The 24,872-nt window shown below is 74.0% G+C and carries 23 protein-coding genes; 12 read left to right on the top strand and 11 right to left on the bottom strand.

The features are described from left to right. Positions 1-53: 53 nt before the first annotated feature. Entirely contained in the window at positions 54-1,040 is a 987-nt protein-coding gene (locus tag ACZ4FH_RS28090) for a serine hydrolase domain-containing protein (protein ID WP_467308463.1), read from the top strand. Positions 1,041-1,101: 61 nt separating this feature from the next. Here ACZ4FH_RS28090 and ACZ4FH_RS28085 read toward each other — a convergent pair whose 3' ends face one another. From ACZ4FH_RS28085 to ACZ4FH_RS28070, 4 genes are read right to left on the bottom strand one after another with little or no spacing between them, the layout of a single operon-like run. Further along, positions 1,102-2,151: an NAD(P)H-dependent flavin oxidoreductase gene (locus ACZ4FH_RS28085; RefSeq protein ID WP_467308461.1), complete on the bottom strand. Its 1,050-nt coding sequence runs from the start codon at positions 2,149-2,151 to the stop codon at positions 1,102-1,104. 14 nt (positions 2,152-2,165) lie between these two features. Further along, a complete protein-coding gene (locus ACZ4FH_RS28080; protein WP_467308324.1) occupies positions 2,166-2,945 on the bottom strand; it encodes a CoA-transferase subunit beta in 780 nt (259 codons plus the stop codon). Continuing rightward, a complete protein-coding gene (locus ACZ4FH_RS28075) occupies positions 2,942-3,790 on the bottom strand; it encodes a CoA transferase subunit A (RefSeq protein WP_383638034.1) in 849 nt (282 codons plus the stop codon). Before ACZ4FH_RS28075 ends, ACZ4FH_RS28080 begins: the two co-directional genes overlap by 4 nt. Positions 3,791-3,804: 14 nt before the next feature. Next, positions 3,805-4,560, bottom strand: coding sequence for an enoyl-CoA hydratase family protein (locus ACZ4FH_RS28070; protein ID WP_383637726.1), 756 nt, complete (start codon positions 4,558-4,560; stop codon positions 3,805-3,807). 134 nt (positions 4,561-4,694) lie between these two features. Between ACZ4FH_RS28070 and ACZ4FH_RS28065 the strand changes: the two genes are divergently transcribed. Further along, positions 4,695-5,615, top strand: coding sequence for an SDR family oxidoreductase (locus tag ACZ4FH_RS28065; protein ID WP_467308321.1), 921 nt, complete (start codon positions 4,695-4,697; stop codon positions 5,613-5,615). A 63-nt stretch (positions 5,616-5,678) separates the two neighbouring features. On the opposite strand, the gene ACZ4FH_RS28060 is transcribed toward ACZ4FH_RS28065, so the two are convergent. Together ACZ4FH_RS28060 and ACZ4FH_RS28055 are read right to left on the bottom strand one after the other, a co-directional pair. Next, positions 5,679-6,170 carry a nuclear transport factor 2 family protein gene (locus ACZ4FH_RS28060; protein WP_467308320.1) on the bottom strand — a complete coding sequence of 164 codons (492 nt, stop codon included), beginning with the start codon at positions 6,168-6,170 and terminating at the stop codon, positions 5,679-5,681. Then, the gene (locus ACZ4FH_RS28055; protein ID WP_467308319.1) at positions 6,167-7,042 is read right to left on the bottom strand and encodes an LLM class F420-dependent oxidoreductase; all 876 of its coding nucleotides are present in this window, start codon (positions 7,040-7,042) and stop codon (positions 6,167-6,169) included. Before ACZ4FH_RS28055 ends, ACZ4FH_RS28060 begins: the two co-directional genes overlap by 4 nt. 176 nt (positions 7,043-7,218) lie before the next feature. On the opposite strand from ACZ4FH_RS28055, the gene ACZ4FH_RS28050 reads away from it, so the two are divergent. Further along, positions 7,219-7,821: a TetR/AcrR family transcriptional regulator gene (locus ACZ4FH_RS28050; RefSeq protein WP_467308317.1), complete on the top strand. Its 603-nt coding sequence runs from the start codon at positions 7,219-7,221 to the stop codon at positions 7,819-7,821. A gap of 116 nt (positions 7,822-7,937) precedes the next feature. Continuing rightward, a complete protein-coding gene (locus tag ACZ4FH_RS28045; protein WP_467308315.1) occupies positions 7,938-8,714 on the top strand; it encodes an SDR family oxidoreductase in 777 nt (258 codons plus the stop codon). Between the two features lie 75 nt (positions 8,715-8,789). Here ACZ4FH_RS28045 and casG read toward each other — a convergent pair whose 3' ends face one another. Then, positions 8,790-10,433 carry a steroid-24-oyl-CoA synthetase gene (gene casG, locus ACZ4FH_RS28040; protein ID WP_467308313.1) on the bottom strand — a complete coding sequence of 548 codons (1,644 nt, stop codon included), beginning with the start codon at positions 10,431-10,433 and terminating at the stop codon, positions 8,790-8,792. A gap of 342 nt (positions 10,434-10,775) precedes the next feature. On the opposite strand from casG, the gene ACZ4FH_RS28035 reads away from it, so the two are divergent. From ACZ4FH_RS28035 to ACZ4FH_RS28000, 8 genes are all read left to right on the top strand, one after another. After that, positions 10,776-12,389 (top strand): ABC transporter substrate-binding protein, encoded by a 1,614-nt coding sequence (locus ACZ4FH_RS28035; protein ID WP_467308312.1) that lies wholly within the window; start codon positions 10,776-10,778, stop codon positions 12,387-12,389. An 88-nt stretch (positions 12,390-12,477) separates the two neighbouring features. Beyond that, a complete protein-coding gene (locus tag ACZ4FH_RS28030) occupies positions 12,478-13,446 on the top strand; it encodes an ABC transporter permease (RefSeq protein ID WP_383637703.1) in 969 nt (322 codons plus the stop codon). Beyond that, positions 13,439-14,473 carry an ABC transporter permease gene (locus ACZ4FH_RS28025; RefSeq protein ID WP_467308309.1) on the top strand — a complete coding sequence of 345 codons (1,035 nt, stop codon included), beginning with the start codon at positions 13,439-13,441 and terminating at the stop codon, positions 14,471-14,473. The genes ACZ4FH_RS28030 and ACZ4FH_RS28025 overlap by 8 nt, the downstream gene beginning before the upstream one ends. After that, on the top strand, positions 14,470-15,513 hold the full coding sequence (locus ACZ4FH_RS28020) for an ABC transporter ATP-binding protein (RefSeq protein ID WP_467308306.1): 1,044 nt from the start codon (positions 14,470-14,472) through the stop codon (positions 15,511-15,513). The genes ACZ4FH_RS28025 and ACZ4FH_RS28020 overlap by 4 nt, the downstream gene beginning before the upstream one ends. Then, on the top strand, positions 15,510-16,511 hold the full coding sequence (locus ACZ4FH_RS28015) for an oligopeptide/dipeptide ABC transporter ATP-binding protein (RefSeq protein WP_467308305.1): 1,002 nt from the start codon (positions 15,510-15,512) through the stop codon (positions 16,509-16,511). Before ACZ4FH_RS28020 ends, ACZ4FH_RS28015 begins: the two co-directional genes overlap by 4 nt. Then, a complete protein-coding gene (locus tag ACZ4FH_RS28010; protein WP_467308304.1) occupies positions 16,508-17,734 on the top strand; it encodes an NADH:flavin oxidoreductase in 1,227 nt (408 codons plus the stop codon). Before ACZ4FH_RS28015 ends, ACZ4FH_RS28010 begins: the two co-directional genes overlap by 4 nt. Next, positions 17,731-19,131, top strand: coding sequence for an amidase (locus ACZ4FH_RS28005; protein WP_467308302.1), 1,401 nt, complete (start codon positions 17,731-17,733; stop codon positions 19,129-19,131). Before ACZ4FH_RS28010 ends, ACZ4FH_RS28005 begins: the two co-directional genes overlap by 4 nt. Positions 19,132-19,422: 291 nt before the next feature. Beyond that, a complete protein-coding gene (locus ACZ4FH_RS28000) occupies positions 19,423-20,031 on the top strand; it encodes a response regulator transcription factor (protein WP_383637685.1) in 609 nt (202 codons plus the stop codon). Here the strand turns inward: ACZ4FH_RS28000 and ACZ4FH_RS27995 are convergent. Genes ACZ4FH_RS27995 through ACZ4FH_RS27980 form a run of 4 tightly spaced genes read right to left on the bottom strand, consistent with a single transcriptional unit; the run spans position 20,026 to position 24,854 of the window. Beyond that, entirely contained in the window at positions 20,026-21,285 is a 1,260-nt protein-coding gene (locus ACZ4FH_RS27995; RefSeq protein WP_467308300.1) for an FAD-dependent oxidoreductase, read from the bottom strand. The genes ACZ4FH_RS28000 and ACZ4FH_RS27995 overlap by 6 nt on opposite strands. Then, positions 21,282-22,400, bottom strand: coding sequence for a 3-dehydroquinate synthase II family protein (locus ACZ4FH_RS27990; protein WP_467308299.1), 1,119 nt, complete (start codon positions 22,398-22,400; stop codon positions 21,282-21,284). Before ACZ4FH_RS27990 ends, ACZ4FH_RS27995 begins: the two co-directional genes overlap by 4 nt. After that, on the bottom strand, positions 22,372-23,214 hold the full coding sequence (locus ACZ4FH_RS27985; RefSeq protein WP_467308297.1) for a 2-amino-3,7-dideoxy-D-threo-hept-6-ulosonate synthase: 843 nt from the start codon (positions 23,212-23,214) through the stop codon (positions 22,372-22,374). The genes ACZ4FH_RS27990 and ACZ4FH_RS27985 overlap by 29 nt, the downstream gene beginning before the upstream one ends. After that, positions 23,211-24,854, bottom strand: coding sequence for a class I adenylate-forming enzyme family protein (locus tag ACZ4FH_RS27980; RefSeq protein WP_467308295.1), 1,644 nt, complete (start codon positions 24,852-24,854; stop codon positions 23,211-23,213). The genes ACZ4FH_RS27985 and ACZ4FH_RS27980 overlap by 4 nt, the downstream gene beginning before the upstream one ends. Positions 24,855-24,872 lie beyond the last annotated feature (18 nt).

The raw sequence follows: 24,872 nt of genomic DNA, 5'->3' as shown, positions 1-24,872 counted from the left end.
CCCGGCCGGCCACCGGCGGCCGTCCGCACCGGGACGACGGCGAGAAGGCGCTCCTGCTGGCCGAGGCCGCCCGGACCATCGACGCGCCCGGCCTCGTGCTCGCGCTCAGCGACCGGAACCGGCGCACCTACTGGCTCGACGGGGGCGGGCGGCCGGACGACGCCCCCCGCTACGAACTGGGCTCCGCCTCCAAGCCCTTCACCGGGCTGCTCCTGGCCGCACTCGTCGCGGCGGGACGCGTGCGCTACGAGGACCGGGCGGCCGAACTGCTCGCCCCCGGGCGTCCGGTGCACCCCTCGGTGCGCGCGATCACCCTGCGCCATCTGATCACCCACACCTCGGGTCTCCCCGGGCTGCCGGCCGACTTCTATCCGCAGGCCCTGCCCCGGTGGTCGACGGCGCCGTACAGCCGCTACCCGGCCGACCGCGTCGTCCGCGCTTTCCTGCGCGCCCGTCCGCGCCACCGCCCCGGCACCCGCTGGCACTACTCGAACTTCGCCGTCTCCGTACTCGGCCACACCCTGGCCGCCGCCACCGGCACCCCCTGGGAGACGCTGCTCCAGAGGGAAGTGCTGGACCCGCTCGGGCTGCACGGCACCCGGCTGCGGCCGGGACCGCCGCCCGGCGACGCGGTGGGGCACCGGCGCGACGGCACACCGCTGCCCGCGCTGGACACCGGGGGTTTCCCGGCGGCCGGAGCGGTCCGGGCGGCGCCCCCGGACCTGCTCGCCTTCCTGGAGGCCCACCTCCCGGAGGCCGCCGCGCCCACGCCCGCGCTGGCCGCCGCCTTCGCGGACGTACGGCGCCCGCTGCTGCGCCGCGGGCTGGGGCACGCCCACACCCATACGCTCACCTGGTTCCGCCATCCGTCACCGCGCGGACCGGTCTGCTTCCACGCGGGGGCCACGCTCGGACAGCAGATGTTCCTCGGCTTCCGCCCGGACACCGGGACCGCCGTGGCGGCGATGTGCGCCCGGCGGGTCCACCGGACGGACCCGTTCGTCGCGACGGTCCACGCCCTGCTGACGGAGCGGCTCTGACGTTCCGCGCGCGGGGGCGGTCCGGAGGGATCCGGGCCGCCCCCGCGCCGTGTCCGGGAGGTCAGTCCGCCCCGGGCAGGTCCTTCAGGACCGCCCGCGCCTCGGCCATGACGCGCTCCACCAGCTCCGCGCACGAGGGCAGGTCCTCGATCAGCCCGGCCACCTGGCCCGAGGCCATCACCCCGATGTCGGTGCGGCCCTCGACCAGCGAGGCCTTGAGCAGCATCGGGGTGTTGGCCGCCAGCAGCACCTGGCTCCAGGTCAGTTCCTTGCCGTGCTTCATCGCCAGACCGTCCCGGACCAGCTGCGGCCAGCTCGCCCCGGACTCCTTCCGGAACGCCGAGGCGTGCCGCACCGCCCCGAGCAGCGAGGAGACCCGGCCCGCACGCTCCAGGGAGTCGACCATCGCGGTGCGGAGCATCCGGTGCGGCAGCCCGTCCACCCGGTCGGTGACCGTGACGTCCTTGACGGTGGCCGCCAGGTACTTGGCCTTCACCGCGTCCGGGACGGTGCTGTCGGAGGTCAGCAGGAAGCGCGTCCCCATGCCGATCCCGGCCGCGCCGAAGGCCAGCGCGGCGACCAGGCCGCGGCCGTCGCGGAAGCCGCCCGCCGCGATCACCGGGATCCCGACCGCGTCGACCACCTGGGGGAGCAGCACCGTCGTGGCGACCTCGCCGGTGTGACCGCCGCCCTCGCCGCCCTGCACCATCACCGCGTCCGCGCCCCACGCGGCGACCTTCTCCGCGTGCCGGCGCGCCCCCACCGAGGGGATGACGACGACGCCGGCGTCCTTGAGGCGCGCGATCAGGTCCTTCGAGGGGGCGAGGGCGAAGGACGCCACCCGCACGCCCTCCTCGACGATGATCCGCACGCGCTCGCCCGCGTCCCCGGCGTCCGCCCGCAGATTCACACCGAACGGCGCGTCCGTACGGGACTTCACCTCGCGGACCGCCGCGCGCAGCTGCTCGACCGTCATCGTCGCGGAGGCCAGGATGCCGAGCGCGCCCGCGTTCGCGGAGGCCGACACCAGCCGGGGACCGGCCACCCAGCCCATCCCCGTCTGCACGATCGGGTACCGCACCCCGACGAGGCGGGTGAGCGCGGTCGGCATCGGGGCCGTCCCGGTCACGCCGGGACCTCGCGCTCGCGCAGCCCCGCGGGGTCGATGACCTCGCGGATCAGCCGCAGCTCCGCCTCCGTGGGGTCCCGGGTGAACGGCACCTCGTCGGGGACGGTGAGGGCGAAGCCGGTGGCCTCGGTGACCTGCTCGACGCTCACCCCGGGGTGGAGCGAGCGCAGCCGCATCGTGCGGTCGGGCGTCTCGAAGTCGAACACCCCGAGATTGCTGACGACTTCGGGGATCCGGTGGAAGCGGGTGGCGGACGGACCGGCCTCGGCCGCGCGCGCGTGACCGACGCCGCTCACCATGTCGACGTGCTCCACGAAGACCCGGGAGGAATGCTTGGGCACCCAGTAACTGGTGGCGTTGTTCAGGGTGTTGACCGGGGCCCCGCGCACCCCGAGGAGCTGGCGCGCGGGCCGGGCCCAGTCGCCGATGCAGGAGATGTTCTGGTTGCCGTGCCGGTCGATCTGGCTGGCGCCCATCATCACGTGGCGGCGGCCCGTGGCGGTCAGCGTCAGATGCTGCCGGAAGGGCAGCCACCCCTCGACGGTGCCGGGCCGCGCCCCCACGGCCGGGGTGTCGGCCATCAGCAGGGCCTCCCCGTCGGTCAGCAGCAGATCCGGCGAGAAGGTGAGCCGGGCCAGCCGCGCGCCGATGGCCGGCACGGTGCCCATCGGGCTGGCGAGGATCTCGCCCGCGCCCCGCCAGGCCTCGGCGCAGGCCACCACGCAGTACTCGGCGCGGCTCACGGCCCGGGTGGCGGTGGTGTCGGTGGCGCTCATGCTTCCTCCTGGTGGAACGCGGTGACGGCGGCCTGGTAGGCGGCCTCGTCCCCGGACAGGAACCGTTCGACGAAGGCGGGCCACGCCTCGGGGTCGCGGGCGGCCCGCACATAGGCGCGCTGGAAGGACTCGTCCCGGTCGTGGTCGGGGACGCACGAGGTGAAGTGCGCGCCGTTCGGCGTCTCGACGACACCGTCCACGAACGGCCGCTTCACGAGCAGCGTCTGCGGACCGTGCTCCTTGAGCAGGTCCGCCGTCTCGACGATCCGCTCGCAGGAGACGTAGGCGTGGTCGGCCGCCTCGCAGAACAGGTCGTCGAAGTACGGATCGGGGCCCAGGTACTGGCCGTTGCCCTGCCGGTCCGCGCGGTTGACGTGGACCAGCGCCGCGTCCAGCCGCAGGGCCGGGGCGGCCACCAGCTTCTCCCCGTCCTCGTACGGCGAGGTGACCGTGCGCAGCGCCGGGTTGACCGTCATCAGGTCCGAGCCCAGTCCGGCGCGCACCGGCATGAACGGCAGCCGCTGCGCGCCCGCCGTCAGCCCCCACATCATCATCGCCTCGTCCAGCTCGGCCATCTCGAAGGCGCCGCGCTGCCGGGCCGCGGTGAAGTGCGGCTCCAGCGGTATCGAGTCGAGCGTGCCGAACGCCGCCACCAGCTTGCGGATCTTCCCGGCCGCCGCCAGCAGGCCCACGTCCGGGCCGCCGTAGGAGACCACCGTCAGATCCGTCACGTCCGAGCGCAGCAGCGCCCGGACCAGGGCCATCGGCTTGCGCCGCGAACCCCAGCCGCCGATGCCGAGCGTCATGCCGCTCTCCAGCCGGGCGACGACGTCCTCGGGCGTCATCGTCTTGTCCTGTGTCACGCCTGCTGCTCCTTGTCCGTGCCGAAGGTGTCGCGCACACGGGCGGCGACACCGCTGAGATTGGCCTCGAAGGTGAAGCCCTGCTCGAAGCGGTAGCTGCGGCGCACGTCGACCGGGTCGATGCCGTTGATGGCCGCCTTGGCCATCCGGATCAGGGAGCCGTCCTTCGCGGCGATCTCGCGGGCCAGCTCCAGCGCGGCCGCGGCGAGCTTCTCCCGGGGGACGACGTCCCACACCGAGCCGTGCCGGTGCAGTTCGACGGCGGTGACGGTGCGCGAGGTGTAGTAGAGGGTGCGCATCAGATGCTGGGGGACCAGCCGCGCCAGATGCGTGGCGGCGCCGAGCGCGCCCCGGTCCAGCTCGGGCAGGCCGAAGGTCGCGTCCTCGCTCGCCACGATCGCGTCCGCGTTGCCGGCCAGCCCGATGCCGCCGCCCAGACAGAAGCCCTGTACGGCGGCGACGACCGGGACCTCGCACTCGTAGACCGCGGCGAACGCCTCGAAGCAGCCCCGGTTGGCGCCGATCAGGGCCTCGGGGCCCGCCGCGCGCTGCATCTCCTTGATGTCGACGCCCGCGTTGAAGCCCCGGCCCTCGGCCGCGAGGACCACGCAGCGGATGTCCGGGTCGGCCCCGGCGGCGCGCACGGCGGCGGCGAGGTCGTACCAGCCCCGGACGGGAAGGGCGTTGACCGGAGGGAAGTCCACGGTGACGACGGCGACGCCCTCTTCCGGGACCGAGGTGGAGACACCCATGAGCAGATCAGCTACCTTTCCACCTAACGTTTGTTTGGTTCAAGGTAGCAGCGATACGGACGCCGTGGGAGGGCGTCGTACCACTGAGTGGTCCGGCACCCGCTCCCCGCCCGTCGAACGGAAGGACATCCGTCATGACCGCACCGACCGCCCTGTGCACGGGACGCGTCGCCGTCGTCACCGGCGCCGGCCGAGGACTCGGCCGCGCCCACGCCCTGGCCTTCGCCGCCGAGGGGGCCAGGGTCGTCGTCAACGACCTCGGCGTCGGCCTCGACGGCTCCGGCTCGGGCACCAACCCCGCCCAGCAGGTCGTGGAGGAGATCCGCGCGGCCGGCGGCGAGGCCGTCGCCCACCACGGGGACATCGCGACCGCCGAGGGCGCCGCCTCCCTCGTCGCCACCGCCCTCGACTCCTTCGGCCGGCTCGACACCCTCGTCAACAACGCCGGATTCCTCCGGGACCGGATGCTCGTCAACCTGGACGAGGACGACTGGGACGCCGTCACCCGGGTCCATCTGCGCGGCCACTTCCTGCCGCTCAAGCACGCCGCCGCCCACTGGCGCGCCGAGGCCAAGGCGGGACGCACCCCACGGGCGAGGGTCGTCAACACCGGCTCGGGCGCCGGGCTCCTGGGCAGCGTCGGCCAGGGAAGCTACTCCGCCGCCAAGGCCGGGATCGTCGCCCTGACCCTGGTGGCCGCCGCCGAGATGGGCCGTTACGGGGTCCAGGTCAACGCCATCGCCCCGGCCGCCCGCACCCGGATGACCGAGGAGACCTTCGCCGAGACGATGGCGGCGCCCGGCGACGGGGCCTTCGACGCGATGGCCCCGGAGAACGTCTCCCCGCTCGTCGTCTGGCTCGGCTCGGCCGCCTGCGAGGGCGTCAGCGGCCGGGTCTTCGAGGCCGAGGCCGGACGCATCACCGTGATGGAGGGCTGGCGGCCCGGCCCCACCGCCGACAAGGGCGCCCGCTGGAGCCCGGCCGAGGCGGGCGAGGCCGCCACCGGACTGCTCGCCCGCGCCGAGACCCCGCAGCCGGTGTACGGGGCGCGCTGACCCGGACGCGCGGCAGCGCCGGAACGGACCCCGCGGGCCGTTCCGGCGCCGCCGCGCGGGCGTTCAGGAGTCCGCGGGCTCGCCGCGCACCCCGCGTACCAGCAGCTCGGGGGAGTCCGGGCGCCCGTCCAGGATCCGGTTGGTGCGGGTGACGACCCGCCAGCCCTCCCCGGTGCGCCGCAGCCGCCAGTGATTGGCGGTCGCCCGCCGCACCGCGTAACGCCCCTCCTCCCGCACCACCATGAGCGAATGGCAGACGGCCACGGCCTCGTCGCCGTCCACCGTGATGTGCGGCGGACCCACGACATGCGCGCAGCCCCCGGCGATCCAGCCCCGGTGGGCGGGGGAGCGCACCATGCCCTCGATCCGCTCCCGCCCGGCGAGGAACAGCTCGTCGATGTCGTAGACCCCGTCCGGCGCCCACAGCGCCGCGACCCCCACCGCGTCGCCACCGTCCACCAGCGGTCCGTACGACGCCATCATGCGGGCGATCTCGCGCTCGTCCTCCAGCGCCGCGAGCCGGGCCTCCAGCGCGGCCAGCCGGTCCCCGCTCATGCCCGCGCCTCCCCGTCCGCACCGAGGCCCGCGATCTTGGCCAGGGCCTCCAGCTGCTCCACGTAATGGCCCGCCGACTCCGCGCCCAGCGAGACCCCGACCAGCGTCGCCCCGGCCTCCGTCACCCCGCGCAGCCGGTCCGCCGTGCCCTCCGGGTCCCCGGACGGATCGAGCGGCCGGCCCGCGCTCAGCACCACCTCGAAGCCCTCGGGCAGCGGGGCCGCGTCCAGCATCTCGCGCAGCCGCTCCAGCGGCAGCCCGAAGGGCACCCAGCCGTCGCCGTGGGCCAGCGCCCGGCGCAGCGAGCGCGGGGTGCGGCCACCGATCCAGAACGGCACCCGGTCCTGCACCGCGTGCGGCTCGACCACGAAGCCCTCGTAGGCGAAGTGCTCGCCCCGGTAGGCCGGTTCGCGCCGGGACAGGGACGCCCGAAGGGCGGCGATCGCGTCGTCCGCGAGCGAGCCCCGGCCCTCGAAGGCCGCCCCCAGCAGCCGGAACTCCTCCTCCAGGCTGCCGACCCCGAGCCCCAGCACCAGCCGGCCGCCGGAGACCCGGTCCAGCGTCCCGTAGCGCTTCGCGATCTCCAGCGGATGGTGGTAGCCCAGCACCAGGACCTGCGTGGCCAGCCGGATGCGCCGGGTCCGGGCGGCCAGATGGCCGAGGGTGGCGAGCGGGTCCCAGTAGGTGCCGCCGCGCTGCTCGGCCACCTCCACCGGCACCGCGACATGCTCCGAGCAGGTCAGGTGATCGAAGCCGAGCCGGTCGGCCGCCTCGGCCACCGCCCCCAGCTCCTCGATACCGGCCGTGCGCTCCCAGGGCGAATGGACTCCGGGGACGGCCGTGACGACCGGACTGTTGATGCCGAGCCGCATGGACAACCTCTTTCGGGCGGGGACGGGGAGTGTCCGCCCATCCAAGACGCGCCCGCCCGGCACCCGCAGGAGCCGTCCCGGTGGGCGGGAGGCCGCGCGTCCCACTCAACGGAACCGCCGCCCCGGGCCCGTCCCGGGCGGGAGACCATCGGCCGCCGGCGGAAGGACGGAGCACCGTGCCCCGAACCAACGGCGAGCGGACCCCCGCACGCCCCACCTCGGTCAGACAGCACCAGCGCCACGCCCGCATCCTGCGCGTCGCCGCCCGCCTCGGCGCCGAACACGGCCTGGAACGCATGCAGATGCACGACGTGGCCCGCGAGTCCGGGGTCGCCATCGCCACCCTGTACCGCTACTTCCCCTCCAAACCGCACCTGTTCGCGGCCGTCATGCACGACCAGGTCCTGCGCATGGAGGCCGAGACCCCGCCGCCCCCGCCCGGCACCGCGGCCGCCGAGGCCGTCGGCGACCTGCTCACCGGGGCGAGCCGCCGGCTCTTCGAACAGCCCCTGCTGGCCCTGGCGATGATGCAGTCCGGCAACGTCTCCACCACCGGCACCGACCGCCGCTCCCGGACCACCGACGAGATCCTCGCGGACCTGGTGCTGCGCACCGCGGGCGTCGCCCAGCCCACCGAACGCGACCGCAGCGTGGCCCGCATCCTGGAACAGGCCTGGTACGGACTGCTCACCACCGTCCTCTACGAGCGCGCCTCGCACCGCGAGGCCCTGGACGGCATCCGCCTGGCCTGCCGCCTGCTCCTGGGCCGCCCTGCCTGACCCCTCCCGTCCGGTCAGCGGGACAGGAGGGTTCAGGGCGACCGCCGGACCGCCTAGCGTCCGCAGCGCCCCCGCCCGTCCGGGCGGCCCGGCCCCGACCGCCCCGAGGAGTGCCCATGCCCCGCACCGTCGTCGTCACCGGTTCCGGATCCGGGATCGGAGCCGCGCTCACCGCCCTGCTGCGCGCCCGGGGCGACCGGGTCGTCGGGGTGGACCTGAAGGGCGGCGACATCGACGCCGACCTCGCCACCCCAGAGGGCCGCGCCGACGCGGCCGCCGCCGCGGGCGACGCGGCGGACGGGGTCGTCGACGCGGTCGTCACCTGCGCCGGGACCTCCGTACCCGGGCGGGCGACGGTCTCCGTCAACTACTTCGGCACCACCGCGTTCCTGACCGCGCTGCGGCCCGCGCTGGCCGCCGCCGAACAGCCCCGCGCGGTCGCGATCGGCTCCATCTCGGGCACCCAGGCCACCGATCCGGACGTGGTCGCCGCCTGTCTGGCCGGCGACGAGGCCGCCGCGCTGGACCACGCCGACCGGGCGCTGGCCGAGGAGCGCGGGCGCCGCCTCTACCCCTCGTCCAAGGCGGCCCTCGCCCACTGGGCACGCACCACCGCCGTCACCGAGGAGTGGGCGGGTGCCGGAATCGCGCTCAACGTGGTCGCGCCCGGCATCGTCCTCACCCCGATGAGCGCCGGGCTCTTCGACGACCCCGCGATGCGCGCGGTCATGGACGCGGCGGTGCCCATGCCGCTGAACGGCTACTCCCGGCCCGAGGACATCGCCCGCGCCGTGCTCTTCCTCGCCTCGCCCGACAACACCCACATCACCGGACAGGTGCTGTACGTGGACGGGGGCGCCGAGGCCACCCTGCGCGGACCCGGCGCCTTCTGACCCCGGCCCCGCGCACACGGGTGCCCCGGCCGTGGATCACGGCCGGGGCACCCGTCGTCGTGGCCGGGGCGGTCCTCAGACCCGCACCCTGTTCCGGATCACCTTGCCCGTCGCGTTGCGCGGCAGCTCCTCGGTGGTCAGCCGCCACTGCTTGGGCACCTTGAAGTAGGCCAGCGCCTCCTGGGCGTGGGCCCGGAGCTCCTCGGCGGTGGCGGTGGAGCCCGGGGCGAGGACCACGACGGCGGCCACCTCCTGGCCGAGGTCGGGGTGGGGCACCCCCAGCACCAGGCACTCGCGGACGTCCGGGTGCTCGGCGAGCACCGTCTCGACCTCGGCCGGGTAGATGTTCTCGCCGCCCCGGATGATCAGGTCGGAGCGGCGGGTGCTCAGGAACAGCCGGCCCTCGCGCAGCTCGCCCAGATCACCGGTGCGCAGCCAGCGGTCCGGTCCGACCGTGGCGGCGGTGGCCTCCGGGTCGCGCCAGTAGCCCAGCATGTTGTACTGGCTGCGGACCCAGACCTCGCCCTCCTCGCCCTCGCCCAGCACCTGCCCGGCGGGGTCCCGGATCTCCAGACGGACCCCGGTGACGGGCCGGCCCAGGGTGCCGGGGGCCGCCGCCAGCTCCTGCGGGTTCGCCGCCGCCACCGCCGTACAGGTCTCCGTCAGTCCGTAACTGTCCACCAGCGAGTCCTTCGCGAACGGCAGATTCTGCCGCAGCCGCTCCTTGAACGCCGTCGACGAGGGGGCGGAGGCCAGCGCGAACGCCGTCAGCGACGACGTGTCGTACCGGTGGACACCACCGTGTTCGAGCATGCGGTGCGCCATCGTGGGCACCGCGCCCCAGTTGGTGACCCGCTCCTTCTCGACCATGCCGAGCACCTTGTCGACGTCGAAGGCGCCCGTGTGCAGGGCGATGCGGCTGCCCGTGGCGAGCCGGGGCACCACCAGATTGTGCAGGCTGGCGATGTGGAACAGGGGGAGCGTCAGCAGATAGACGCGGTCCTCCGGGGGCGTCGGATCCCCGAACTCCCGGAGCAGGGCGTCGTTCAGCCGGTGGTACTCGGTCACGGCCAGCAGATTGCGGTGCGTGTGCACGGCGCCCTTGGGGCGGCCCGAGGTGCCCGAGGTGTACAGGATGACGGCCGGATCGTCCTCGGCGACCTCGGCCGAGGGCAGCGGCGCGTGGGGGCGGGCGGTGAGGAAGCGCCGGACGTCGTCCTCCATGGACAGCACCGGCACCGGGCAATCGGCCAGTTTGGCGGTCTGCCGGGCATCGGCCACCACCAGCGCCGGGTCGGCGTTCTCGACGCCGTGGGCCATCTCGCGCGCCGACCACCAGGCGTTGAAGCCGACGGCGACGGCACCGATCGAGACGGTGGCCCAGAAGGTCTGGATCCATTCGGGCGAGTTGGCGGCGGCGATGGCCACCCGGTCGCCCACGCCGATGCCGTACTCCTCGCGCAGCACCTCGGCCAGCGAGGCGACCTCGGCGGCGTGCCGGGCGAAACCGATCCGGCGGTCGGCCGTGACGATGAAGTCACGGTCCGCATGGGCGACGGAGGCGTGCAGCACCTCGTGCAGGGCCCGTTGCCGGTGCCGGAACACCGGCAGCCGGCTGCCCAGCACCTCCTCCTCGGAGAGCTCGAACCGGCCGCCGGGGCCGGTGAGCCCGGCCACCCGGGCAAGGGCGGCGGTGCGGTGATCCGTTTCGCTGGACATCGGGACTCCTGGGCGTCGTGAACTCCACTGTGATCGCGGTCGACGTCAGTGTCGGCAGTGCACGCCCCTCGATCCCCGGACGATTCCGGTCACTGGGACACCGTGCCACGGCCGGGACCGGGAGGGAACGGCCCGGTCACACGCGCGCGTGAGCCCCGTCCGGCCCCGGACGGCCGGTTCCCGCTGAGTGGGATGCGTCACGTCGGCCGGGAGACGCCGCCGTAGCGTCCCGCCCACCGCAGGGGCCGCCCGCCCCCGCGACGCCCTTCCCGCACTGTCCTTCCCCGCCTCAGCGCACCGGCTCGTCCCGACACCGGGCTCCGGACACCCTGGAGGAACGATATGAAGCGAGCACCACGGACAAGAGCCCGCCTCGTCGCCGTCCTGGCCGCCTCGGCGATGCTCAGCGCCGCCTGCGCCTCCAACGACGACGGAAAGCCGGCCCAGCAGACCAAGGCGGAACGCGGCCGCTACACCTTCGGCGCCCTCGGCAAGCAGCCCGACGCCGGCGAACCGGTCCGCGGCGGAACCCTCCGCTTCGCCGACTACGCCGAGGCCCGCAGCCTCAGCCCCGCCGTCACCTACGCCACCGGAGCCTCCGGCGGCTCCGCCCTCGCCGCCGTCTACGACGTCCTCATGCGGTACGACACCGCCGCGAAGAAGTACGAGCCCTGGCTGGCGAAATCACTGGAGAGCAGCGCCGACCTCAAGACCTGGACGCTGAGGCTCCGCGACGGCGTGAACTTCTCCGACGGCACCCCGCTGGACGCCGACGCCGTCGTCGCCAGCATCGCCTGGTACCAGAAGAACAAGGGCGCCGACACCGCCCTGCTCGCCCCCAACCTCGCCTCGACCCGGGCCACCGACGACCGCACCGTCGTCTTCACCCTGCGCACCCCCTGGGCGACCTTCCCCGCCATGCTCGCCCAGGCGCCCGGCATGATCGTCGCGCCCGCCGCGTACGCCACCAAGACGTTCAGGCCGATCGGCGCCGGCCCCTTCACCCTGGGCTCCTACGCCCCGCAGGAGGAGATGGTCCTCAAGGCCAACAAGACGTACTGGAAGGGCGAGCCCTACCTGGACGCCCTGCGCTTCAGCTGGCCGCAGTCCGACCGCTCCAAGCTCGACGCGCTCAACGACGGCACCGTCGACGTGACGTACATGCGCAGCCCCGACGTCGTGGACGACGCCGTCCACGAGAAGCACCCCGGCGAACTGACCCTCACCGGCCTCGGCAACATGGTCACCATCAACACCCGCGCCGGCCGCCCCGGCGCCGACCTGCGGGTCCGCCGGGCGATGGCCCTGGCCCTCGACCCCGAGCTCGACACCGCCCGCGCCTACAACGGCAAGGGACTGCCCGGCAAGGAGATCTTCCCGCCCGAGTCCCGGCTGCACTCCTCCGTGAAGCCCCTCGGCGTCGACCTCGACGGGGCGAAGAAGCTCCTCGACGAGGCGAAGAAGGACGGCTACGACGGCGCCCTCACCTACATGGACGGCACCGACCCCGTCTCCCGGGCCAAGGCCGTCGTCACCAAGGCGATGCTGGAACGCGTCGGCTTCAAGGTGACGCTCGACCTCGTCCCCTCCATCGCCGACCGCACGGCGAAGACGTACGTGGAACACGACTTCGACATCAGCCGGGGCGCCGCCAGCATCTCCGAGAGCGACCCCTACCACCGCCTCCAGAGCGTCCTGAACTCGCAGAGCTACGGAAACCCGGGCGGCTACAAGAACCCGAAGATGGACGCGCTCCTCGCCGAGCTCCAGCGCGCCGACGGCGACGCCGAGACCAAGCGCATCCTCGACCGGGTCCAGACCCTGTTCAACGAGGACGTCCCCCTGGTGAACCTCGGCGCCAGCGCCGCCTTCACCGCCTGGGGCGCGAACGTGCACGGCATCGTCCCGACCGACGAGTACATGGCCCTCTTCGGAGAGGCCTGGATCAGCAAATGACGCCCCGGGGCCGGGGCCGCCCGCGCCCGGCCCCCTCGCACGCCCGTTGTCGACCGGCCCGCCCCGCCGGGCGGATCTGGAGGAAACCATGAGTCCCGCTGCGCTGCGCCGCCTGGCCCTCAGGGCCCTGGAACTGGTGGGCGTGCTCCTCATCGCGAGCGTCGGGGTGTTCTCGCTGGTGGTCCTGCTGCCCTCGGACCCCGCCGTGGACATCCTCGGGGCGGGCCGGTCGCCCGCCGAATACGCCGAGGTCCGCCACGACCTCGGCCTCGACGACCCGCTGGTCACCCGCTACTTCGACTGGCTCGGCAACGCCCTCACCGGCGACCTCGGCCACTCCGTCGTCCCCCCGCAGAGCGAGGTCACCGACCGGGTGCTCTCCGCGCTGCCCGTCAGCTTCGAGATCGCCGCGCTCGGCCTGCTGATCGCCCTGCTGATCGCCGTGCCGCTGGCCATGTGGTCGGCCTACCGCGAGAACTCCGCCGCGGACCGGATCATCGGCGCCGGCACCTTCGGCGTGCTCTCCGTCCCCAGCTTCCTCGCCGGACTGCTGCTCGTCCTCGTCCTGGTCAACTCGGCCGGCTGGTTCCCCCGTTCCGACTGGGTACGGATCGGCGACGGGGACCTCGCCGGCAACCTCCACCACGCCTTCCTGCCCGCCCTCACCGTGGCCCTGGCCGAACTCGCCATGTTCACCCGGGTCCTGCGCGGCGACCTCATCGTGACCCTGCGCGAGAACTACATCCTCGCCGCCCGCGCCAAGGGCATGAGCCCGCTGCGCATCCTGTTCTCCGACGCCCTGCGCCCCTCCTCGTTCTCCCTGGTCACCCTGCTCGGGCTCAGCCTGGGCCGGCTCATCGGGAGCACCGTCGTCGTGGAGTACCTCTTCTCGCTCCCCGGCATGGGCACGCTCATCGTCAACGCGGCGGGCCAGGGCGACTACCCGATGGTCCAGGGCGCGGTGCTCACGATCGCCGTGATCTACGTGGTGATCAACGCCGGCATCGACTTCTCCTACGGCTATCTCGACCCGAGGACGCGACGTGTCCATGTCTGACAGCGTTCCGCGCACGCGGACCCTCGCCCCACCGCCCCTGCTCACCGCCGCGGTCCTCACCGCGGCCGGACTCGCCCTGCTCGTCTACGGGGCCACCACGACCCAGCTCGTGCCGCTCGGCCGGGCCGCGCTCGCCCTGCTCGGCCTCGGACTCGCCCTCGCCGGAGCCGGACGGCTCGGCAGACTGTGGTCCGGACCCGGCTTCGACATCGTCTTCTGGTTCGGCGCCGGCTGGCTGATCCTCCTCGGCCTGGCGATGCTGGCCGCCCCCTGGCTGCCGCTCGCCGAGGACCGGGACGTGGCGAGCACCGTCGCCGAACCGGTCTTCGCCGGACCGGTGTTCACCGGCGCCCATCCGCTCGGCACCAACGGCTTCGGCCTCGACCTGCTCGCCCGCTCCCTGTACGGAGCCCGGTCCTCGCTGCTGATCTCGCTGACCGCGGTCGCGGTCGGCACCGTCGTCGGCGGCGCCGTCGGCATGATCGCCGGCTACTTCGGCAAGGCCACCGACCGCGCCGTGGGCATCGCCACCAACTCGCTGCTCGCCGTGCCCCCGCTGATCCTGCTGATCGCGCTGGCCACCGTCCTGCGGCCGAGCCTGCGCAACGTCGCCCTCTCCCTCGCCCTGCTCACGATCCCCGGCATGGTGCGGCTCGCCCGCGCCACGACCATGGCGTACGCCAACCGGGAGTTCGTCGTCGCGGCCCGCGCCATGGGCGCCACCCGCACCCGCGTCATGGTGCGCGAACTGCTGCCCAACGTGCTGCTGCCCCTCATGTCGCTGGCCGTCGTGATGATCTCCGTCCTCATCGTCGCCGAGGCCTCCCTGAGCTTCCTCGGCCTCGGCATCCAGCCACCGGAACCCACCTGGGGAAACATGATCGCGGAAGGGGAGGGCCGGGTCTTCGAACAGCACCCGCACATCGTGCTCGTCCCCGGCGCCTTCCTCTTCCTCACGGTCTTCGCCTTCAACATCGTCGGCGAGAAGGCTCGCGGGCGCTGGGACTCCCGGAGCGTGAAACTGTGACCACGCGCGCCACCACGGCCACCCCCGCCCCGCAGCCCGGCACCGCCCCGGCCCCGGTGCTCGACGCCACCGACGTCCGCACCGTGTTCCACACCCCGCGCGGCCCCCTCCAGGCCGTCGACGGCGTCAGCCTCGCACTCGCCGAGGGCGAGACCCTCGGCATCGTCGGGGAGTCCGGATCCGGCAAGTCCGTCCTCGGCCGCACCCTGATGGGCCTGATCACCGACGGACCGGACACCACCGTCTCCGGAACGGTCCTGCTCGGCGGCCGGGACGTCCACGCCCTGAGCCCCGCCGGACGCCGCGCCCTGTGGGGCACCGAGGTCGCCATGGTCTTCCAGGACCCCATGACCTCGCTGAACCCGGTCAAACGGGTCGGCACCCACCTCACCGAGAGCATCCGGCTGCACCAGGGGCTCGGCCGCCAGGAGGCCCGGGACCGCGCCGTCGGCCTGCTCCGCCAGGTCGGCATCCCCGAACCGGCCCGCCGGGCCCGCCAGTACCCGCACGAACTCTCCGGCGGCATGCGCCAGCGCGTCGTCATCGCCATGGCCCTGGCCTGCGGCCCCCGTCTGCTCATCGCCGACGAACCGACCACCGCGCTCGACGTCACCGTGCAGAAGCAGATCCTCGACCTCCTCCAGTCGCTCGCCCGCGACCTCAGGATGGCCACCGTCCTGATCAGCCACGACCTGGCCACCGTCGCCGGCCGCACCGACCGGGTCGCCGTGATGTACGCCGGACGCCTCGTCGAACACGGCCCCACCGCCGAGGTGTTCGCCCGGCCCCGGCACCCGTACAGCAGCGCCCTGATCGCCTCCGTCCCCCGTCTGGACATGCCCCCGCACACCCTGCTCCCCGCCATCGAGGGGCGGCCGCCGCATCTGCTGGACCCGCCGCCGGGCTGCCGGTTCGCCCCCCGGTGCACGTTCGCCACCGAACGCTGCACCACCGAGTCGCCGCTGCCGGCCGGCCACGACGGACCGGGCACCGTCGCCTGCCACCACCCCCTGGGCGCCGCCGAGGAGGCCGCCGTATGACGAGCAACCGCCCCACCGCACCGGCGCTGAGCGCCGAGGACCTGGTCGTGGAGTACCCGGCCGGCCGGGGACAGAAGGTGCACGCCGTCTCCGGTGTCTCCCTGGAGGTCGCCCCCGGCGAGACCCTGGGCATCCTCGGCGAGTCCGGCTGCGGCAAGTCCACCGTCGGCCGCTCCCTGATCCAGCTGCCGCCCCCGGACTCCGGCACCGTCCGCCTCGGCCCCACCGCGCTCACCGGCCTCGCCCCCGGCGAACTGCGGCGGGCCCGCGCCCGGATGCAGATCATCATGCAGGACCCGGTCTCCGCCCTGAACCCGCGCCGCAGGGTCCGCGAACTGGTCTGGGAGGGCCCCTCGATCTGGGGGAGCGGCGACGACCCCCGGGACCGGGACACCCGCGTGGACGAGGCCCTGCGCGACGTCGGCCTCGACCCCGCGACCGTACGCGACCGGCGCCCGCACGAACTCTCCGGCGGCCAGTGCCAGCGCGTCTGCATCGCCCGCGCGCTGATGCTCGACCCCGAGGTGCTGATCTGCGACGAACCCGTCTCCAGCCTCGACGTGTCCGTCCAGGCGCAGATCCTCAACCTCCTGGAGACGACGGTCGCGCGGCGCGGACTGAGCATGGTCTTCATCGCCCACGACGTCTCCGTGGTCAAGAACATCAGCGACCGCGTCATGGTCATGTACCTGGGCAAGGTCGGCGAGGTGCTGCCCTCCGACGGAATGCAGCACGAAGCCCTGCACCCCTACACCCGGCTGCTCCTCGCCTCCCTCCCCGAGGCCCAGCGCGACCCCGCGGCGGGGGCCGCCGCCGAGGCCCCCGGCGAGGCCGCCGAACTCCCGTCCCCCCTGGACCCGCCGTCGGGCTGCCGCTTCCGCACCCGCTGCCCGCTGGCCACCGAGCGGTGCGCCGCACAGGAGCCGCCGCTCAGGGAGGTCCGGCCCGGCCACCGGATCGCCTGTCACCACGCCGCACCCGAGAGGAACCCCGCATGACCACCGTCGAGACCCCCGATGTACTGGCCCCCGCCCAGCTCGGCCCCCTCAAGCTCCGCAACCGGGTCATCAAGGCCGCGACCTACGAGGGGCTCAGCCACAAGTCCCTGGTGACCCAGGACCTGGTCGACTTCCACGTCGGCTACGCGAAGGGCGGCGTCGGCATGACGACCGTCGCCTACTGCGCCGTCGCCAAGGAGGGACGCACCGACCGCCACCAGATCCACTGGACCGACGAGGCGATGCCCGGTCTGCGCAGGCTCACCGACGCCGTGCACGCCGAGGGCGCCGCGGTCAGCGCGCAGATCGGCCACGGCGGCCCGGTCGCCAACCCCAAGGGCAACGGCGCCCCCGCGCTCTCCCCCTCCAAGCACTTCCACGCCACCACCCTCAGCTGGGCCAAGGAGGCGACCGTCGACGACATCCACCGCATCACCGAGGCGCACGCCGAGGCCGCCCGGCGCGCCATCGAGGCCGGGTTCGACGCCGTCGAGGTCCACCTCGGCCACAACTACCTTGCCAGCTCCTTCCTGAGCCCCAAGGTCAACCACCGCACCGACGCCTACGGCGGCAGCCTGGAGAACCGGGCCCGGTTCGCCCGCGAGATCATGCGCGCCGTCCACGACGCGGTCGGCGGCCGGATCGCCGTGATCGCCAAGATGAACATGGACGACGGCGTGCCCGGAGGATTCTGGCTCGACGAGGCCATCCCCGTCGCTCAGTGGCTGGAAATGGACGGTACGGTCGACGCCCTGGAGATGACCGCGGGCAGCTCGCTGCTCAACCCGATGTACCTCTTCAAGGGCGACGCCCCGCTCGACGACTTCTCGGCGATCATGCCGCAGCCGATCAAGCTCGGCGTCAAACTGGTCGGCAAGCACTTCCTGCGCAGCTACCCCTACCGGGACGCCTACCTCCTGGAGGACGCCCGCCAGATCCGGTCCGCCGTGAAGGTGCCGATGATCCTGCTCGGCGGCATCACGGACCGGCCTGCCATGGACCTCGCGATGCGCGAGGGCTTCGAGTTCGTGGCCATGGCCCGCTCCCTGCTGCGCGAGCCCGACCTGGTGAACCGGATCGGCCGCGACGCGGCCACCCCGTCGCTGTGCATCCACTGCAACAAGTGCATGCCGACCAACTTCACCGGCACCCGCTGCGTCCTCGTCGACCGGGGCACCCCGCGCGGCGAGACCTGGGGCAAGCCCGCCGGATACGTGTCGTGACCGCCCCGGACGCCGTCGCCACGGCCGCGGCCGTACGCGACGGCGCGGCCGACGCCCGCACCGTCACCGAGGAGGCCATCGCCCGGATCGAACAGGACGACCCCCGGTTCGGCGCCGTGATCCACACCCGGTTCGACGCCGCGCGCGCCGAGGTGGCCGCCGGACTGCCCGAGGGCCCGCTGCGCGGCGTCCCCCTGCTGGTCAAGGACCTGGGGACCGAGGTCGAAGGGCTGCCCGCGACCGGCGGCAGCCAGCTCTTCGCCACCGCCGTCGCCCGCCGCGACAGCGAGGTCGTCGCCCGCCTCAAACGCGCCGGAGCCGTGGTCCTCGGCACCACCAACACCCCCGAACTGGGCCTCAACGCCTCCACCGAACCCGCCCTGTACGGACCCACCCACAACCCCTGGGACCCCACCCGCTCCCCGGGCGGCTCCAGCGGCGGCTCCGCGGCCGCGGTGGCCGCCGGCATGGTCCCGGTCGCCCACGCCAGCGACGGCGGCGGCTCGATCCGCATCCCGGCCGCCGCCTGCGGACTCTTCGGGCTCAAGCCAGGACGGGGCCGGGTCTCACCCGCGCCCCGGCCCACCACCCTGTCCGGCCCGGTCTCCGGACACCACGCCCTGACCCGGACGGTCCGCGACAGCGCCCTGCTCCTCGACGTCCTCGCCGGGACGCTGCCCGGGGACGCCTACGGCTCACCGGCCCCGGAAGCGCCCTTCGCGGAACTCGCCGGGCGCGACCCCGGACGGCTGCGGATCGGCCTGGTCACCGTCCTGCCGGACGGCCCCGACGTCCACCCCGACTGCCTGCGGGCCGCACGGGAGGCGGCCCTCCTCTGCGAACGCCTCGGCCACCGCGTCACCGAGACGGCCGCCCCCTACCGGCCCGACGACGTCGGCCGCACCTCCGGCGTCCTGATGGGCGCCGACCTCGTCGCCCAGATCGACGCCCGGCTGGAACAGCTCGGCCGCCCCCTGGCCGACGACGACATCGAACCGTTCACCCGGATCCTGTACGAGGCGTACCGGGCCCTGCCCGCCCCCGACGTCAGCCGGGCGCTGCGCCGGGCCCAGGAGATCGGCTGGGAGGTCGGCGCCGCCTTCCGCGACCACGACGTGCTCCTCGGCCCGACCCTGGCGCGGCCCACTCCGCGCCTGGGCACCCTGGACACGGCGGACCCGGAGTCGGTCTACCGGCACGCCTCCGACTACTCCGCCTTCACCAGCGTGTACAACGTCACCGGCATGCCGGCCATGTCCGTTCCCTTCGGCACCGACACCGAAGGACTGCCGCTCGGCGTCCAGTTCGCGATGCCGCTCGGCGGCGAGGGCACCCTGCTCGCACTCGCCGCACAACTGGAACAGGCGGCTCCGTGGGGACCGCCCCCGCCGGGCTGACGACGGGCCCCGCCCGTACCACCGCCACCGACCGCCGGACGGCCCCCGCCGTCCGGCGGTCGGCGTGCGTCGGCCGGAGAACCACCGTTCTGTGGGGAGTGACCTGGTCCGAGGTGGGAACGGGCCTCTTGTCCGCGCCCCCCTCACGCTGTACACCTTGTTCTCCGTCATTACACAAACACTTCACGCATTGGCGCATTATCTACATGGAGTCGGGCGACCACCGTGACCACCGCCGCGGGCGGACGTGGCCTCCCGGACATGTTGCTTCCGCGTGCATGGGGGACACACATGAGCATCCGCATCGTCGTGGCCGGAGAGTACGCCCTGTCCGTCGAGGTGATGGCGAAGTATCTGGACACCGTGGCCGACTTCTCGGTCGTCGGGGCCGCGAAACAGCACGAGGACCTGCTTCCGGCGGTGGCGCGCTGGGAGCCGGCCGTCGCGGTGGTCGAGGCCGCCACCGTGGGCGACGGCGTACTCGACATCCTCGGGAAGCTGCGCACCGAACAGCCCCAGTGCGGAGTGGCCCTGATATCCAGTCAGTCCTCGCCGACCTTCACCGACCAGGCGATCCGCGCCGGCGTCCTCAGCGTGGTGTCCTTACAGGTCGAACTGCAGTACCTGATAGGGGCGATCCGCGGGGCCGCGGTGGGCTGTCTGACGATGGACCCCGGCCTCTTCGCCGCCCAGCCGATCTCGCTGCACTGCCCGCTGAGCACCCGTGAGGCCGATGTGCTCCGCATGACCGCCTCGGGCGCCTCGCTCAAGGAGATCGCCCGGGACCTCTACCTGGCGGTCGGCACCGTACGGAACCTCGCGTCGACCGCCATCCGCAAACTCCAGGCCCGCAACCGCTTCGACGCGGCCCGCATCGCCATCGAACAGCGCTGGTTATGAGGCGGGCGGCCGGGACACCGCCCGCCCGGGGACCGGCTCGCCCATCGCCTTCTCGGCCACCGCCTCCGCGTCGTATCCGTACAGCGGGCCCATCGCCCGCAGCCCCGCCGGTCCCCGCGGGTCCGGGGGCGGGCCGCTCGCACGCGGCCCGGCCGGACCCGGCCGGTGCAGGAAGCGGGTGGCCTCGCGCGCCCCGCGCTGGATCAGCGCCGTACGGGGCAGACGCAGGTCCCGGTAGCGGCGCAGCGCCGCCGGGGCGTCGTCCCCGCCGGTCCGGGCCAGGCAGACCGCCAGGGTGACCGCGTCCTCGACCGACTGGTTCGCCCCCTGGGCGAGGAAGGGCAGCATCGGGTGGGCGGCGTCGCCGAGCAGCGCCACCCGGGGCGTCACCCAGTCGGTCAGGATCTCGCGGTCGTGCAGGAGCCAGCGGCGTACCGGGCCGGCGGCGGCGAGGAGCCGGACGGCCACCGGGTTCCAGCCCCGGTAGGCGGCGGCGAGTTCGGCCGGGTCGCCCTCGGCGGTCCAGGACTCCTCGCCGGACGCGGCGGCCGGCACCGTGGCGGTGAAGCTGATCTCCCGGCCCGCCGAGACCGGATAGCAGACCAGATGGCGTCCGGGGCCCGGCCAGACCCGGATCTCCGGTTCCCCGGCCGCCCACGGCAGCCGCTCCGCCGGGACCAGTCCGCGGTAGACGCTGCTGCCGGAGAACACCGGCGTGTCCCCGGCCATCCGGGCCCGCACCACCGAATGCACCCCGTCCGCGCCGATCATCACCCCGGCCCGGTGCTTGGCGCCCGAGGCGAAGGTGAGGCACACCCCGTCCCCGTCCTCCGTCCAGGCGGTCAGCCGATGCCCGGTGCGGAGCCGCCCGGCGCCCACGGCCTCCCGCAGCACCTGGTGCAACTGGCCCCGGTGGACCGTGTAGTAGGGGGCGCCGAAGGTGCGCAGGCAGGCGGCCCCCAGCGCGGTGGTGGCGAGCGGGCGGTCGTCGTCCCAGCCGCGGACGCGCAGCGCGCGGGGGAGGTCCGCGACGGCGTGGAGCGCGTCGGCGACGCCGAGACGGCGCAGCAGCCGGGTGGCGTTGGGCGCGAGCTGGAGCCCGGCCCCGGACCCGGCCGGCTCCGGACTCCGCTCGAAGACGGTGCAGTCCACCCCTTCGCGCCGCAGGGCGAGGGCCAGGGTCAGCCCCGCGATGCCGCCGCCGACCACCGCCACGGCGGAGGAGTCCTCCACGTGGCCCCGGGCGCCGCTCACCGCTCGCGGCAGAACTCGTCGATGGGGTAGCCGACATGCCGGTCGGCCGTGGGCACGTACCCCAGCAGGAGGTCGCCCGGGACGAGCGCGGTGCAGTTCAGCACGGTGCCCCCCGGCCCCAGCACCCGTACGTGCCAGTCGTCCTGGAGCACGAGATTGACCCGTACGCCCTCCGGCGACACCGCGTCGACCGAGATCAGGGGCCGGGTCTCGATCTTGACCCGGCCCACCGGCACCACCCGGGTCCGCCCGTCGGAGTCCACCGCCAGGGCCGGGGCGCCCGCGTGCAGTTCGCTGAGGTAGTTGGTCCGTCCGTGCGGCGCGACGACGTAGGAGTGCACGGCTCCGGCGTTGACGCGGAAGGGGCGGGTCGGCATGTAGGGCAGCGGGTGGGTCTCGCTGACGCACAGCACCATGCCCTTGGAGTAGGAGCCGACCAGCAGCCCCTCGTTCTCCCGGAGCTGACTGCACGTGTCCACGCAGGCCCGTTCGCCCATGCCGATGTGCGTGGTCGCCGTGACGGTCAGCTCGGTCAGCGTCAGTTCACCGGTGACGGACCCGGCCGCCTCCACCAGGGCGGTGGCGTCGCCCACGGAGCGGCCGGGCATCATCACGCCGTCCGAGCCCAGCTCCAGCACCCCGAAGGTGATCGCCGCCTCCTCGGGGTCGGCGGCGGTGGTCACGATCGCGCCCTTGGAGCCGGACGCGGCGGCGATGACGATCTCCAGCGGGATCTTGGTGGGGTCGCGGAAGTCGAGGACGCTCCAGCGCTCCGTCCGCGCCGCGTGGCAGGCCTCCTCCAGGCTCGCGGCGTCGGTGATCTCCACCAGACGCCCGAACTCCACCTCGGGATGGGCCCGTTCCAGCTCGGCACGGCCCTCGAAGCCGGGCGGCAGGATGACGATGTCGGCCTCGCCGGGGAAGCACTCGTCCCGCCACCAGCCGTCGCCGCCGGGCAGCAGCACCTTGCTCACGGTCGGGGGGAGGCCGGCCAGCGTCCGGACGTCACCGGCGACGATGCCGTCGGTCCGCCGGTGCAGGGCCTCCTCGACGATCGCGGGTGCGGCGGCACCGGCACCGCGGATGTCAAGCCAGCACAGCTTCTGTCCGTTCATCACACTGCCCTTCTGTCTCGTCGGCCGGAAGCGGCCGGGGCGCGCCGTGCACGACGGCGGCCACCCGGGCGGCCATCCGACGGGGGTCGGCGGCCTGGAAGATGTTGCGCCCCATCGCGACGCCGGCGGCGCCGCCGAGCAGGGCGTCCCTGACGAACGCCAGGGCGTCGCCGTCCGCACCCCGGCGCGGACCGCCCGCGCACAGCAGCGGGATCGGGCAGGCGGCCACCACGTCGCGCATCTCGGCCACGTTTCCCACGTACGGGGTCTTGACGATGTCCGCACCCAGGTCGGCGGCGAGCGTCGCCGCGTGCACCACCAGCTCCGGGGCGCGCGGATCCACGATGCCGGGGCCCCGCGGGTAGACCATCGCGAGCAGGGGCAGGTTCCAGCGGTCGCACAGATCCGCCACCCGGCCCAGGTCCCCGATCTGCCGCCGCTCGTCGTCCGAACCCAGGTTGATGTGGACGCTCACCGCGTCCGCCCCCAGCCGCAGCGCGTCCTCCACGGCGGTCACCGGATACTTGGCCTCCGGATCCGGCGCGTGCCGGGTGCTCGCGCTCAGATGCACGACCAGCGACATCCCCGCGAAGCGGGACGGATCGATGTGCCGCAGCACGCCCTTGTGGACCACCACCGCGTCGACACCCCCCGCGGCCAGCTGGCCGGTGAGGCGGTCGATCGTGCTGCCCCGGGGCACCACCGGACCGTCGGTGACGGAGTGGTCGAGCGGGGTGATCAGAAGCCGGCCGTCCCCGTGACGGAACAGCCTGCCGAGCCGCATCTCACGGGCGAAATGCAGATGTGCTGTCATACCGCTCTCCTCTCACCGTGGAATCCCGCTCCGGGTCCGCCGTCCGCCGCCCGTACGAGGCCCCGCAGATACCGCACATCGGGCTTGCCGGCGTCGTTCAGCGGCAGCTCCGGCCACCGGCTGATGCGCACCGGCACATGCGCCGAGTCCAGCCGCGCCCCGACATGGGCCCGCAGCCGTGCCTCGTCGTCCTGGCTCCCCGGGTACAGCGACACCGCCGCGTGCACCCGCTCCACCCGGTCGTCGTCCGTCACCCCGAACACCACCGCCTGGCGCACCGCGGGACACTCCGTCAGCACCCTCTCCACGGCGGCCGGGTGCACCTTCTGCCCGCCGCTCTTGATCACCTGGCCCAGGCGCCCGGTCAGCCGGAGCCGGCCGTACACGTCGATGAGGCCGAGGTCGCCGGTGCGCAGCCACCCGTCCGGGGTGCGGCCCTCCGCCGTCCCACGGCCGAGGTAGCCGTCCATGACCGTCGCGGACCGTACGCACACCTCGCCCACCGCGCCCCGCGGGACGTCGTGCCCGGTGTCCGGGTCGCGCAGCCGCAGCCCCACCCCGGGGAACGGCCGGCCCACCGAGCCGAGCAGCTCCGGCTCCCGGTGGTCGAGCCGGTCCAGACCGCAGATGCCCCCCGCCTCGGAGGAGCCGTACAGCTGGGACAGCGGGCCCTCGAACCAGCGCAGGGCCTCGGCGATCCGGTGCGGGGCCGCCGGCGTCCCGCTGTACACCACCCGGCGCAGCGCGGACAGATCCGGCCCGCCGCCGGCGCCGAGCCGCTCGGTCAGGCGGTAGAGGTGCGGCACCGCCAGATACGTGTCCGTCACCCCGAGGCGGCCGAAGGCGTCCAGCACATCGGCGGCGTCGAAGTGCTCGTGCAGCACCACGGAGCCGCCCGACGCCAGCACCGCGTCCACCATGGAGCCCACCGTGTGGCTGACCGGGGTGACGGCCAGGATGCGGGCCGGCCCGCCGGGGCCGGGGACGGCCGGGTAGCAGCCGACCGTCGCGTTCCAGACGCGGTGGCTCTGCATGATGCCCTTCGGGAGCCCCGTCGTCCCGCTGGTGAACGTGATCCGGGCACGCGCCCCGGGATCGTAGGGAGCCACCGTCCTCGGGTCGAGGCCCGCGCCCCCGGGCACCGGGGCCAGGGAGCCGTCCCCACGGGGCGCGGAGCGGCCCGGAGCGGGCAGCAGCAGACCGCGCAGAGCGGGCGAGACCAGCGCGGACGCGCGGGCGGCCGTGGTCTCGTCGGCCACCAGGACGCGGCTGCCCGTGTCGCGCAGCACCCCGGCCTGGACCTCCGGCGACAGCATCTCGGCGTCACTGCGCGGATTGGCCGCGCGCACCGACACCACGGCCGCGCCCAGCAGATGCGCGGCGTACCGCGCGAGGAGCGCCGTGGGGTGGTTGGCCGCCGTCAGCAGCGCGACGGTGCCGCCCGGGGCGATGCCCGCGTCACGCAGCGCCGCGGCCGTGCCGAGCACCGCCGACAGGCAGTCCCGGGCGGTGAGCCGCTGCCCCGACCAGTGCACCACCGGCGCGTCCGGACGTTCCGCCCAGGCGTGCAGCAGACGGAAGGCGTAGTGCTCGTGCCGCGCCCAGGAAGGGGGCGTCCGCACAGGGGGACCGGCGCTCATGGGGCTCCTCTCCGGGGC

The sequence above is a fragment of the Streptomyces sp. NPDC024555 genome, from assembly GCF_055559335.1.
This window is presented reverse-complemented; position numbering and strand designations above follow the sequence as displayed.